Source organism: Streptomyces sp. NPDC052236 (genome assembly GCF_044548015.1).
Classification (GTDB): domain Bacteria; phylum Actinomycetota; class Actinomycetes; order Streptomycetales; family Streptomycetaceae; genus Streptomyces.
Genome location: NZ_JBIUBL010000001.1, coordinates 412,349 through 425,150, shown reverse-complemented (window position 1 = coordinate 425,150; position 12,802 = coordinate 412,349). Strand labels below are relative to the sequence as shown.

At 70.1% G+C, this 12,802-nt stretch carries 9 protein-coding genes and 2 pseudogenes; 5 read left to right on the top strand and 6 right to left on the bottom strand.

Going from position 1 to position 12,802, the window contains the following annotated elements; translation table 11 throughout:
* Positions 1-135: 135 nt before the first annotated feature.
* Positions 136-1,230, top strand: coding sequence for a sugar ABC transporter substrate-binding protein (locus tag ACIHCQ_RS02070; RefSeq protein WP_399656851.1), 1,095 nt, complete (start codon positions 136-138; stop codon positions 1,228-1,230).
* Between the two features lie 61 nt (positions 1,231-1,291).
* Here ACIHCQ_RS02070 and ACIHCQ_RS02065 read toward each other — a convergent pair whose 3' ends face one another.
* Both ACIHCQ_RS02065 and ACIHCQ_RS02060 read right to left on the bottom strand, forming a co-directional pair.
* The gene (locus tag ACIHCQ_RS02065; protein WP_399656849.1) at positions 1,292-2,053 is read right to left on the bottom strand and encodes a DUF72 domain-containing protein; all 762 of its coding nucleotides are present in this window, start codon (positions 2,051-2,053) and stop codon (positions 1,292-1,294) included.
* Positions 2,054-2,086: 33 nt separating this feature from the next.
* Positions 2,087-4,105 carry a heavy metal translocating P-type ATPase gene (locus ACIHCQ_RS02060; RefSeq protein ID WP_399656847.1) on the bottom strand — a complete coding sequence of 673 codons (2,019 nt, stop codon included), beginning with the start codon at positions 4,103-4,105 and terminating at the stop codon, positions 2,087-2,089.
* 113 nt (positions 4,106-4,218) lie between these two features.
* Here ACIHCQ_RS02060 and ACIHCQ_RS02055 point away from each other — a divergent pair, with 113 nt between their 5' ends.
* Both ACIHCQ_RS02055 and ACIHCQ_RS02050 read left to right on the top strand, forming a co-directional pair.
* Entirely contained in the window at positions 4,219-4,596 is a 378-nt protein-coding gene (locus ACIHCQ_RS02055; RefSeq protein WP_399656845.1) for an ArsR/SmtB family transcription factor, read from the top strand.
* A 236-nt stretch (positions 4,597-4,832) separates the two neighbouring features.
* Positions 4,833-5,522, top strand: coding sequence for a lytic polysaccharide monooxygenase (locus tag ACIHCQ_RS02050; protein WP_399656843.1), 690 nt, complete (start codon positions 4,833-4,835; stop codon positions 5,520-5,522).
* A 62-nt stretch (positions 5,523-5,584) separates the two neighbouring features.
* Here ACIHCQ_RS02050 and ACIHCQ_RS02045 read toward each other — a convergent pair whose 3' ends face one another.
* Both ACIHCQ_RS02045 and ribA read right to left on the bottom strand, forming a co-directional pair.
* A complete protein-coding gene (locus tag ACIHCQ_RS02045; RefSeq protein ID WP_399656841.1) occupies positions 5,585-8,440 on the bottom strand; it encodes a beta-L-arabinofuranosidase domain-containing protein in 2,856 nt (951 codons plus the stop codon).
* 152 nt (positions 8,441-8,592) lie between these two features.
* Positions 8,593-9,273, bottom strand: a complete 681-nt coding sequence (gene ribA / locus ACIHCQ_RS02040) for a GTP cyclohydrolase II (protein WP_399656839.1) — start codon at positions 9,271-9,273, stop codon at positions 8,593-8,595.
* A gap of 154 nt (positions 9,274-9,427) precedes the next feature.
* On the opposite strand from ribA, the gene ACIHCQ_RS02035 reads away from it, so the two are divergent.
* Together ACIHCQ_RS02035 and ACIHCQ_RS02030 are read left to right on the top strand one after the other, a co-directional pair.
* The gene (locus ACIHCQ_RS02035) at positions 9,428-10,156 is read left to right on the top strand and encodes a creatininase family protein (protein ID WP_399656837.1); all 729 of its coding nucleotides are present in this window, start codon (positions 9,428-9,430) and stop codon (positions 10,154-10,156) included.
* Positions 10,153-10,803: pseudogene (locus ACIHCQ_RS02030) on the top strand (RibD family protein); the annotation flags it as partial. The gene ACIHCQ_RS02035 and the pseudogene ACIHCQ_RS02030, both read left to right, overlap by 4 nt.
* Positions 10,804-10,965: 162 nt before the next feature.
* Here the strand turns inward: ACIHCQ_RS02030 and ACIHCQ_RS02025 are convergent.
* Both ACIHCQ_RS02025 and ACIHCQ_RS02020 read right to left on the bottom strand, forming a co-directional pair.
* Positions 10,966-11,871: pseudogene (locus ACIHCQ_RS02025) on the bottom strand (lysylphosphatidylglycerol synthase transmembrane domain-containing protein); the annotation flags it as partial.
* 83 nt (positions 11,872-11,954) lie between these two features.
* Positions 11,955-12,800 (bottom strand): class I SAM-dependent methyltransferase, encoded by an 846-nt coding sequence (locus ACIHCQ_RS02020; protein WP_399656835.1) that lies wholly within the window; start codon positions 12,798-12,800, stop codon positions 11,955-11,957.
* Between the last annotated feature and the right edge of the window lie 2 nt (positions 12,801-12,802).

Here is a 12,802-nt window from a genome sequence, read left to right as displayed (position 1 = left end):
TCATTCGACCAATCCGTGTACGCACCGTTGTGATCTCGTTTACCTTGTACTTCTTGACGCTTTTGTGAAGGCGGGGTTGACTTCCAGCCACCTCGGCCGCAAACACGTGGCCTGTCATGGAGTTGATTACTGCCGATGAACGCACAACTGCGCCGCGCCACCATTGCTGTCGCCGTTTCCGCGATGGCCGTCTCGCTCGCTGCCTGTGTCAGCGACCAGGGATCCGGCGTAAGGACGGGCGACGACATCACGGTCGGACTGCTTCTTCCGGAGACCGAGGCCGCTCGTTACGAGAAGTTCGACAAGCCTGTCATCGAGCGGAAGATCGCTCAGCTGACGAACGACAAGGGCAAGGTCCTCTACGCCAACGCCAAGGCCGACCCCACTGTCCAGGCGCAGCAGGTCAACACCATGATCGACAGCAAGGTGGACGTCCTGATCATTGACGCGGTGGACGCCAAGCTCATCGCGGACGCGGTCAAGAAGGCCAAGGACGCCGGTATACCGGTCGTCGCCTTCGACCGCCTGGCCCAGGGCCCAGTCGACGCGTACACCTCCTTCGACAACGAAGAGGTCGGCCATGTGCAGGGCAAGGCACTGATCGCCGCCCTTGGCAACAAGGCCAAGACCGGCAAGATCGTGATGATGAACGGCGCCTCCACCGACCCGAACGCCGCGCAGTTCAAGACGGGCGCGCACGCCGAGCTCGACGGCAAGGCGACCGTCGGCAAGGAGTACGACACCAAGGCGTGGAAGCCGGAGAACGCCGCCGCCAACATGAAGGCGGCGATGGCGGACCTCGGTGAGGACGAGATCGTCGGCGTCTACTCCGCCAACGACGGCATGGCGGGCGGCATCATCAAGGCCCTGAAGGACGCCAACATCGACCCACTGCCGCCGGTCACCGGCCAGGATGCCGAGCTGGCGGGTATCCAGCGGATCGTCGCGGGCGAGCAGTTCATGACCGTCTACAAGCCGAACGTGCCGGAGGCCAACGCGGCGGCCGAGATGGCCATCCTGCTGGCGAGGGGCCTGTCGCTCGACTCGATGGCGCAGGCGGACGTCGACAGCCCGACCACCAAGGCCATCCCCTCGGTGCTCGTCCCCGTCATCGCGGTGACCAAGGACAACATCAAGGAAACGGTCATCGCGGACGGCATTTACACCGCCACGGAAATCTGCACCCCGGACTACAAGGAAGCCTGCGAAGACCTCGGCCTGAAGCCGTGAGGCCCTGAAGTAAGCAGTAGACGGTGGCCGTGACACCTTCCGGAGCGTGATCCGGAAGGTGTCACGGCTGTGTACGGCTCACCGTCCGGCCCAGCAGCCCCGCCGCCCGCGCGAAATTGACGGCGTCCACGACGGCCGCGCCGCCCAGGTCGTTGTTGAAGTACACGTATACGTCTTCCTCGGCCGGCCAGGCGTCGCAGATGCGCCGGGCCCAGGCCTTCAGCGCGCGCCGGCCGTAGCGCGGCGGCGGCGCGGCGAGCCCGCCGTGGAACCGTACGTACCCCCATGACGCCGTACGCCACAGCGGTGTCACCGGCCGCGACCCCCGGTCCGCCCAGCACAGCGCGGAGCCATGCCGCTCCAGCACCGCCCGCAGTTCCCGTTCCGCCGCCCACCACGACGGGTCGCGGAACTCGACGGCCACCCGGACCGTGCGCGGAAAACACCGCAGACAGGCGTCCAGGGCCCCGATGTCCGCCCGGAAGTGGGGAGGCAGCTGGAGCAGGACGGGCCCCAGCCGGTCGCCGAGGCCCTTGGCGCGGTCCATCAGCCGGGCCACCGGCTCCTCGGGGTCGCGCAGCCGCTTCAGATGGGTCAGATAGCGGCTGGCCTTGACCGCCATGACGAACCCCTCCGGCGTCCGCTCCCGCCAGGAGGCGAAGACCTCCGTGGTGGGCAGCCGGTAGAAGGCGTTGTTGTTCTCGACGGTGGCGAAGTGGCGGGCGTACTCCTCCAGCCACAGCCGCTGCGGCAGCTCGGGCGGATAGAACACACCGCGCCAGTCCTTGTACTGCCAGCCTGAAGTTCCGACGAGCAGGGGCATGGTTCCATCCCTGCCCCCAGCAATCGGGATGTATCACCCCGTAGCGGACGGAAGTCCGGCCGCCCGCCGCCACGCGGATTCGCGCAGCAGGCGCAGGCCATTGAGGCCGACCAGGACGGTGGAGCCCTCGTGGCCCGCGACTCCGAGCGGCAGCGGCAGATGGCCCGCCAGGTCCCAGACCACCAGTGCGCTGATGCACGCGCCCGCGATGACGAGGTTCTGCACCACCAGCCGCCTGGCCCGGCGGGAGAGCGCGACGACGGCGGGCACGGTGGCCAGCTCGTCCCGTACGACAACGGCGTCCGCCGTCTCCAGCGCCAGATCCGATCCGGCGCGGCCCATGGCGATGCCGGTGTGGGCGGCGGCCAGCGCCGGGGCGTCGTTGACGCCGTCGCCGACGACGAGGACCCTGTGCCCCTCCCGCTCCCAGGCCCGTACGGCCGCGACCTTGTCCTGCGGCAGCAGCCCGGCCCGTACGTCCGTGATGCCCGCCTCCTCCGCCAGCCGCGCGGCGGAGCGCTTGTTGTCGCCGGTCAGGAGCGCCGGGGTGGTGCCGGTGAGCCCGGCGAGGGCGGTGACGGCCGCCGCGGCACCGGCGCGCAGCCGGTCCGTGATGGCCAGGACCGTGACCGGTGTCCCGTCGGCCAGGACCACGACGGCGGTGTGGCCCTCTTCCTCCGCCTCGCTCACCGCCGTACGGGCTTCCGCCGTAGCGCGTACGGATCCGGGCGTGCCGCCGAGCAGATAGGACGGGCTGCCCACCTGGACTGCCCGCCCCCCGACGAGCGCGCGCACGCCGTGTCCGGGCGCGGAGGTGAACTCCCGCGCCGTCCCCACCGGCAGCCCGCGCTCCCGCGCCGCCGCCACCACGGCCCGGCCGAGCGGGTGCTCGCTCGGGTGCTCCGCCGCCGCGGCCAGGGCAAGCGCCTCGCTCTCGTCGGCGCCGGCCAGCGCCCGTACGGCCGCGACCCGGGGCGAGCCCTCGGTGAGGGTGCCGGTTTTGTCCAGGGCGACCAGGCTCACCGCGCCCAGCCGCTCCATGACCACGGCCGACTTGACGAGTACGCCGTGCCGTCCGGCGTTGGCGATCGCGGACAGCAGCGGCGGCATCGTGGCCAGCACGACCGCGCACGGCGATGCCACGATCATGAACGTCATGGCCCGCAGCAGGGTCTCGGTGAAGTTCGCGCCGAACGCGAGCGGGACGGCGAAGAGCGCGAGTGTGGCGACCACCACGCCGACCGAGTAGCGCTGCTCCACCTTCTCGATGAACAGCTGCGTCGGTGCCTTCGTCTCGCTGGCCTCCTCGACCATGGCCACGATCCGGGCGATCACGGACGCCGAGGCGTGGCGGTCGACTCGTACGCGCAGCGCGCCGGTGCCGTTGAGGGTTCCCGCGAACACCTCGTCGCCGGGCTCCTTGGTCACGGGCAGCGGTTCGCCGGTGATGGTGGCCTGGTCGACGTCGCTGGTTCCCTCCAGCACCGCGCCGTCGGCGGGCAACCGCTCACCGGGCCGTACGAAGACGGTGTCGCCGACCCGCAGGTCGGCCACGGCGACCTGTTCCTCGCCTCCGCCGCCCCCGGGGAGTAGACGTACGGCGGTGGCGGGCGCGAGATCGAGCAGGCCGAGGACCGAGTCGGCGGTGCGCTTGGTGGCGAGGGCCTCCAGCGCGCCGGACACGGCGAAGATGACGATCAGCAGCCCGCCGTCGAGGAACTGTCCGATGGCCGCCGCGCCGATCGCCGCGACCACCATCAGCAGGTCGACGTCGAGCTTCCTCTCCTTCAGCTCCTGGAGCCCCGCCCAGCCGGGCTCCCAGCCCCCGGCCGCGTAACAGAGCACGTAGAGCGGACCCCACACCCACGCCGGGGCGCCGGCCAGGTCCAGCGGGAACGCGAGCAGGAAGGCGACGGTGGACAGGGCCGCCCAGCGGACTTCGGGCAGGGCCGACAGCCGGGTCCGGCGGGGCCGTACCGGTGGGGGTGGGCCGGCGGCGGGGGCCGGCCGGTTGTCCACCGGTAGGGAAGTCGCGGATGTCGCGGATGTCATCGGGGCGCACCTTTTGGTCGGCTTGGTCGGCTTGGTCGGCGGGAACGTGCGAAGCTCACCATAGCGGAACACATGAAGAGCTCTTCAATTGTCTGCCCAGATAAGATGGCCGCATGGGACATGGAGTCGATGAAGCCGATGGACGGACCACCCCCGCGGCGCGCCTCGACCCGGAATCCGCGGCCACCATCGCCGCGACCCTTCAGGCTCTGGCCACGCCCTCGCGGCTGATGATCCTCACCCGGCTCAGGCAGGGGCCCTGCGGAGTGACGGAACTGGCCGAGGCCGTCGCGATGGAGCAGTCCGCCGTCTCCCATCAGCTGCGCCTGTTGCGGGCGCTCGGGCTGGTCACCGGCGCGCGCCAGGGGCGGCGGATTGTCTACAGCCTGTACGACAACCATGTCGCCCAGCTCCTGGACGAGGCCGTCTACCACATCGAGCACTTGCGGCTCGGCGCCCGCGATCTCCCGGCGCAGACGGACCTTGCCTGAGGCTCAATCTTTGAGCGTGAGGCTGAATTGAGCCCAAGCGGAATCCGGCCGCAGCGTCCCTCCGGGGCCGCTGGTAGGAACGCAGCCCGGGTGCGGGGAACGGAATGCGCCAACAGTCGCGTCGGAGCGACGCGTTAAATGTTTCAGCCGTGTGTCGCCGGGAACGGCTCGGACGGCGGTGCGGGAGCGCTCCCACGCCGCCGAAATCCCCCACTCTCCAAGGCTGGAGCCGCAAAATGACTTGGCATGATCACGCCAATGACCGCGTCGAGAACCGCTCGAAATTCCCCCGCTGGGTGGTGCGCCTGGGCCTGCTGGCCGTGACGCTGCTCTGCCTGAGCCCCTGGACCGGAACCGCCTCCGCCCACGGCTCGGTCGTGGACCCCGCGTCCCGTAACTACGGCTGCTGGCAGCGGTGGGGGAGCGACTTCCAGAATCCCGCCATGCAGCAGCAGGACCCCATGTGCTGGCAGGCGTGGCAGCACAACCCGAACGCCATGTGGAACTGGAACGGGCTGTACCGCAACGGCGCCGCGGGCAACTTCCAGGCGGTCGTCCCGGACGGGCAGCTGTGCAGCGCCGGCCGGACCGAGAGCGGCCGGTACAACTCCATGGACACCGTGGGCGCCTGGAAGACGAAGGACGTCAGCAGCAACTTCACGCTGAACCTGAACGACCAGGCGCGCCACGGCGCTGACTATCTGCTGGTCTATGTCTCCCGCCAGGGTGTCAACCCCGTCACTCAGCCGCTGCGCTGGAGCGATATGCAACTGCTCACCAAGACCGGCAGGTACGCCCCGGGCGACACGTACAAGGTCAACCTGTCCACCTCGGGGCTGACCGGACACCATGTCGTCTACACGATCTGGCAGGCCTCGCACATGGACCAGACGTTCTTCTTCTGCAGCGACGTGAACTTCCGCTGAATCGCTGAATCGCGCTGATTGGCCGCCGGCCGCACGGCTGACGGCCAATCAGTTGGTGTCCCTCAGGACACGTACGACGCGCTCTTCGCCGTGGTCAGCACCTTCTGGCCGTCCGCCCTGCTCAGCAGACCCGCGGCCACCCAGGCGTCCACCACCGACCCGGCCTTCTTCACCAGCTCGCTCTTGTTCTTGAACGGAGCGGCGGCCCAGACCTCATCGAGGAGCGTCGTGCCGTCTGCGGCCCTGGCCGGGTTGGCGACCCCGGAGTCGGTGTTCCCGAAGACCACCCCGGGCTCGACCCGGTGGAAGTAGGCGTGCGTCGGGTCCTCGGTCCCCTCCGCGAACGGTGCCAGTTCGACACCGCCGAGCGTGAAGTGGAGCGGTTTGCCCGCCACGGGAGTCAGTGCGGGCAGCAGATCGCCGGAGAGCGCGGCGTTGCCGTACAGCCCGAACTCCAGATACGTACGCCGGGCGTCGCGCGCCACCAGGTTGACCGGTCCGTAGAACAGGGTCTGCGTCGCCGGGGCGTCGAGTGCCTTCTCGACCCGCACCCGGAACGGGATGGAGACGCGGACCGTGTCCCCGTCGCACCAGGTCCGAGAGACGGCGAAGTAGCTTCCCGGGACCGGGGTTCCCCTCACCGCCCTGCCGTTGACGGTCACCTTGAAGCCGTCCCGCGCCGCCCACGCCGGAACCCGCAGGCGCAGCTCGAAGGTGGCCTTCTTGCCCCTGACGGTGATCGTGGAGCCCTGCTCGACCGGGTAGGCCGTCGTCTGGGTGACGGTGACGCCCTTCTCGGCCCAGGTGAGGGTGGACGGGCTGTAGAGGTTGACGTACAGGGCGGTGGAGTCGGCCTTCTTGAAGTACACCGAGTCCTGGTACTTGGTGGCGCTCTCCATGCCCGTGCCCTCGCAGCACGTCGTCCCCGCCTTGGGCGTGTAGTCGCGGACACTGCCGGGGAGCAGGCCGATGAAGTACGTGACGAGCGGCTTCTCCGCGTCGGGCTTGTCCTGCTTCGAGCCGAGGATCTGGTTGTAGAGGGCGCGCTCGTAGTAGTCCATGTACTTCGGGTCCTGCTCGTGGAAGAACAGCATCCGGCTGAGCTTGAGCATGTTGTGCGCGCAGCAGGTCTCGGCGGTGGTGTCGCTGAGGGTGCCGGCGATCACCCCGCGGGCCTTCCAGAACTCCAGCGTGGATGTGCCGCCGATGGAGTACATACGGGTGGGGACGACCATGCCCCAGAAGTTCTTGGCCGCGGTGAGATAGCGCTCCTCGCCGGTCGCGTCGTACAGCCGGACCAGACCGGTGAAGATCGGTATGTGCTGGTTGGCGTGCAGACCGTCGAGGATGTCGGTGCCCGCGGCGCAGGCGTCGATGAGCTTGTCGAGGTCGAAGAGGCGGGCCAGCGCGAGGTGTTCGGCCTTGCCGGTGATCTGGTGCAGATCACAGATCGCCTCCACGATGCCACCGAACTCGCCGCTGGAGAAGATTCCCCACATCCGCTGCCGGGTGGCCTGGGGCAGTGCGGACAGCCGGAAGTACATCCAGTCGCACATCCCGGCGGCGAGGTCCAGCGCCCGCTCGTCATCGGTGTTGAGGTAGGCGTCGAGGAGGCCGCGCAGGATCTTGTGCGCGGTGTAGTACGGCGCCCACACCACCGTGTAGTTGCCGCTGGTCATCGACTCCAGGGTGATGAACTGCGTCTCGGGATACGCGGCGAGGAAGCCGGGGTGGCTCGGCGCTCCCCAGGTGCGGCGCAGGGTGGCGGTCAGGGCGCGGCCCGACGCGTCGGCGAAGGCGGAGCCGGTCGTCTCGTTGAAGGCGTACGAGGCGAGGTCGCCGTTGCCGGCGGGCGTCTGGGACGCGGGGGTGTCGCGCAGCGCCGCGACCTCGGCGGCGGTCAGGGCGCGGGACCAGATGTTGACCTCGTCGAAGGCGCCGGCGTAGGTGGGGTCGGGGAAGTTCGACCGGCCGAGCCAGTGGTTCTTCAATGCGCCGAGGGCGGCGGGGTTGAGGTTCATCGCGGTGTTCGCGCCGACCGCCGTGCCGTTGACGTAGAGGGTGCCGGTGGTGCCCTCAATGGTCACCGCGAGGTGGCTCCACTGGTTGAGCGGCAGCTGCGCGGTGCCGTTGACGGCCTGTTCGCGGCCGGGTCCGCCGGTGGTGATGGCGAAGCGCGGGACGCCGTCGGCGTTGCGGGTCGCGAGGTAGAGGTAGCGGGTGGTGTCGTTGCCGAAGTCGAAGACGCGGGCCCAGTTCGCACCGTGCGTGGGCTTCACCCAGGCGGAGAGGGTGATGGCCGGCGCGCCGCCGAGGACGGTGGCGGGGAGGTCGACGTACTGGCTGGAGCCGCGCGGGTTCTCCACGGCGGTGGAGAACCTGCCCGCCGTGGACAGCACGGCCGGGTCCTTGCGCAGCGCGTCACGGACCTCGGCCAGGGCCCCGACCATGTAGCGGATCTTGTCGGCGTACGCCTGCTCGCCGGTGGAGCCGTAGGCCTGGGCGAGCATGCTGAGGAAGTGGCCGGTGTAGTGGCCGCGGAGGTTTCCGTTGGCCTCGCCGTCGAGACCTTCCCAGCCGCCGGGGGCGACGGCGCCGCGGGTGGAGAGCCCGGCGTTGGCGCGGAAGACCTGAAGCAGCCGGTCGACGTCGTAGCCGCGGCCGTAGTCGAGCATCAGGTCGCGCTTGGCGGCGAAGACGCCCTTGCCGAGGGCTACGTCCTTCAGGGCGAAGGGGCGTAGCGCCCACGCGGCGGGGGCGGGCGGGACGGCGGCGGTGGCACTGGCATTGGCACTGGCGCCGGCCAAGGTCCGGTGCGCGGCGGTGGCCCGGCCGGTGGCGAGCGAGGAGACGGCGGGGGCCGCCGCGACCAGCGTTGCGATACGGAGGAAGGCTCGTCTGTTGGAGGACAGTGCCATGGGTGCGGTGCCTCATTCCTGGCGGTGCGGTTCCGGTCCTTCACGAAGTCGAACGTTCGATATTCCGAACAAGGTTCGGTGATCCGACCAGAAGGTAGATGCCGCATGAGGGCCCGTCAACGGTTTGAGCACGGACAGCCAGTTTCAGGGCTTCAGGACTGCTCGGCCGTGCGGCCCACCCCCAGCTCCAATTCCAGGTCCAGATGCGGGAGATGGTGGCCGAAGCGTTCCCGCTTGGTGCGCAGGTACGAGATGTTCTCCTCGCTCGGCGGTATCAGCAGCGGAACCTCTTCGGCGACCTTGATGCCGTGCCGCAGCAGCGCCGCGCGCTTGAGCGGGTTGTTCGACAGCAGGCGTACGGACCGGGCGCCGAGGTCGTGCAGGATGTCCGCCGCCACCTGGTAGTCGCGGGCGTCGGCCGGGAGTCCGAGCGCGAGGTTCGCCTCGACCGTGTCCAGGCCCTCCGCCTGGAGCTGCATCGCCTGGAGTTTGGCCAACAGGCCTATGCCACGGCCCTCGTGGCCCCTGAGGTAGATCAGGACGCCGCGTCCTTCGCTCACGATGGCGCGCAGCGCGGCGGACAGCTGGTCGCCGCACTCGCAGTGCCTGGACCCGAAGGCGTCTCCGGTCAGACACTCCGAATGCACGCGGGTAAGCGCACCGTCTCCCTCGATATCGCCGTAAACCAGAGCCACTTGTTCATCACCGCGATTGCGGTCCAGGTAGCCGACAGCGAGAAAGACGCCGTACTGGGTGGACAGTTGGACAGTCGCCACGCGCTCGACGCCCGATGAAGGAACACTGACGCGGTATACGCCATCGCTATCTGTCATGGCCGAATCATATCGGCTAACCATCGGAGTTGTACCCAAAAGTGACGAGAGCCATCAAGGGCTCAGGTCTCAACGAGTCTGTCCCTTCAACCGGTTCGACCGGCTGCGCGTAGCCTGTACCCAGCCGAACGCAGAGAGAAAGGGCCGGACAAATATGAGTGATCTGTTGCCGCTGGACACGACAGAAGAGGTGCGGGATCGGCGCGCCGCTGTCGCCGTCCTTCCCATCGGCAGTTTTGAGCAACACGGGCCATTTCTCCCGCTGGTTACCGATACGGTCATAGCCTGCGCCATAGCCCGGGAGGTCGCCGCCGCATACCCGGTGCACCTCCTCCCACCAGTGACGATTTCCTGCTCGCACGAGCACGCCGACTGGCCGGGGACCGTCAGCATTTCCGCCGCGACCCTCTACGCCGTCGTAGGTGACATCGCCGAATCGCTCCGCCGCTCCGGTATCCGCAACCTCGTTCTGATCAACGCGCACGGCGGAAATTACGTACTGCGCAACGTGGTTCAGGAGTCCGCCGGAAGCGGTACGCGCATGGCGCTATTCCCCGGCCCCGCCGACTGGGACGCGGCCCGGGACAAGGCCGGTGTACGGACGTCGTCGCGCAGCGATATGCACGCGGGCGAACTGGAGACGTCCATCCTGCTGCACGAGAATCCCGAACTGGTCCGCCCCGGTTATGACGCCTCCGATTTCCTCGCCGACGACCGCGAGCATTTGCTCACTCTCGGTATGCGGGCCTACACGGAGTCCGGCGTGATCGGCTCCCCGTCAAAGGCATCCGCAGAGAAGGGAAAGGAATTGCTGGCGGGCCTCGTCGATTCCTTCGCCGAATACTTCTCCCTCCTGGCACCGGACAAGGAAGTGTCGGCATGATCGACGCAACGGCAGCCTGGGAGCGGCTACTGCGCATCCGATCCGACGCGGACGCCGAGGCCGCCGGGCTGCTCCCGGGCCCGGACGGCCACCTCCGGTGGCCCGACGCCACGCCCGGCGCACAGCTCCTCGCCGACCGTTATCTGCCGCTCTGCCTGGGCGGCCCGCACGTCACCTTCGCGCAACTGGGGCAGAGCCTCGACGGGTTCATCGCGAGCCGTACCGGCGACGCCGACTACGTCACCGGCGAGGAGGACCGCGAGCATCTGCACCGGCTGCGGGCCCTCGCCGACGCGGTGCTCGTCGGAGCCGGTACCGCCGTTTCGGACGATCCCCAGCTGACGGTCCGCGCCTGCCCGGGGGCCAACCCGGTGCGCGTCGTCCTCGATCCGCGCCGCCGCGTACCGCCGCGGAGCCGGGTGTTCAGCGACGGGGCGGCGCCGACCCTGTGGGTGGTGGGGGCGGACAGCCGGCACGAGCCCGGGGACTCCACGGCGTACAACGGAGTCGCGGGAGTCGATGTGCTGATCCTGCCGGACAGTGCCGCGTTCGCCCCCGGGCGCCTGGTGCACGAGCTCGCGCGCCGCGGACTCGGCCGCGTACTCGTCGAGGGCGGCGGCGTCACCGTGTCCCGCTTCCTCCACGCGCGCGTACTGCACCGGCTCTACGTCACCGTCGCGCCGCTCCTCATCGGCGACGGCGTCCCGGGGATCGGCTTCGCCGGCCCGGACCTGCTGCGGGACGCGCTCCGGCCGCCGACGCGCTGTGCCGCCCTCGGCGAGGACACCCTCTTCGAACTCGACCTGCGGACGCCGGTGCCGCAGCCCGGCGTACCACTGGGTGAGGAGTACGCCGACGCCGGGCAGGCTCGCGGCGAAGGTGAGCACTCCGTACACCACGGCGACGGTCAGTCCCTGGGCAGCGCCCAGGCCCGCGGCGCCGAAGGCCCACGCGGTGGCTCCCTCCCGGGGGCCCCAGCCGCCGACGTTCAGCGGTAGCGCCATGGCCAGCAGCGCCAGCACCATCAGCGGCAGCAGCTCGGCCGCCGGAGCCGTGGCTCCGGCGGCGCGGGCGGCGAGCAGAAACACGCCGAGGTGCCCGGCCAGCACCACCACGGACGAGAAGAGCACGCCCGGCCAGCTCGCGCGGGCGAGCAGTCCCCGGCGCGCTTCGGCGAGCGTGGCGCGGACCGCGCGCTGCGAGCGCGAGGCGCCCGGCTTCCCGCGGAGCCAGCCGGCGACCGCGACCGCCGCCGCGATCACCAGCGCGCATACGACGGCGAGGGCAGTCATGGCACCCGGCGTCACGAGGGAGGGAAGGGAGGGATAGGCGAGCAGCAGCGTGACGCCGAGCGCGCCCAGGACCACCTGGCCCGCGACCCGTTCGAGGACGACCGCCCGTACGCCCCGGCCCACGTCACCGGCGCTCTGCCCGTGCCGTACCGCGCGGTGCACATCGCCGAGGACGCCCCCCGGCAGCGCCGCGTTCAGGAACAGCGAGCGGTAGTAGTCGGCGACGGCCCGGCCCAGCGGCAGCCGGATGCCCAGGCCCCGGGCCACCAGGCACCAGCGCCACGCGCTGCATACGGTGGTGAGCAGGCCGAGGGCGAGAGCGGCCAGCAGGGTGGCGCCGTCGATCCGGCGCACCCCGTCCAGGAAGGGCCCGGTGCCCAGCCGCCACAGCAGCACCGCGAGGATGGCGGCCCCGGCGAGCATCCCGAGGGACGCCCGCCTCACCCGCACCGCCTGCACCGCCTGCCGCACCGCCCGCCGGACCGTCTGCTGGACCGCCTCTCGGATCACGACATGCCCGCCATGGGTGGCAGGGCCAGCAGATCGCTGTGGTGCACCACCACCCGCAGCTCTCCCGCCTCGCACTCCGCCAGCCGCCGCGCCAGATACGCCTCCGCCCGTGCCGCGAGCTCCGGCCGCTGCTCACAGGCGGCGTGGACCCAGCCCCGTAGCCACTGTGCCGTCAGCGCGGACTCGTCCGGTCCGAGCCGCCACGGGCTGGACTCCACCCGTACGGTCAGGCCATGGCGTACGAAGGCCTCCGAGGCCACCGCGACCGCGTCGGGCCCGAGCAGTGCCCGGCCGTCGTGCTCCACCCGCCGCTGGTGGGCGTTGAACGCGGCGGCGATCTCCGCGTCCAGCGGATCGGCGGGGGTGAGCTCGACCCGCCCCGCCACCGACAGCGCCAGCAGCGCCGGGCAACCGGCCCAGGCACAGGCCGCCGCGAGCCCGTCCAGCTCCTCGCGCGTGAGGAGGTCCAGCAGCGCGGAGGCCGTCACCAGCGAGGTGCCGGAGAGGCCGTCCATTGTCAGGCGGGCGATGTCACCGCGTTCCGTCGTGACCGCGACGCGGCTGCCGTCGGCGGCAGCGCGGGGGGTCCCCGCGACGGCCCAGTGGAGCAGATTGGGGTCGTGGTCGTGCAGGACCCAGTACTGGGGACCGTCCAGCCGGGGGGCGAGCCAGCGCCCCATGGAGCCGGTGCCGCAGCCGAGGTCGCGGATCACCACCGTCCCGGTGACCGTCGACAGGAACGCCCGCAGCGGATCGAGGAGTTCGGTCGCGCGGGCGGCGGCGTCGGCGCCCTCACGCAGCTTCAGCCACTCCGGCGAGTAACGAGTCACGTCGTCGGTCATGC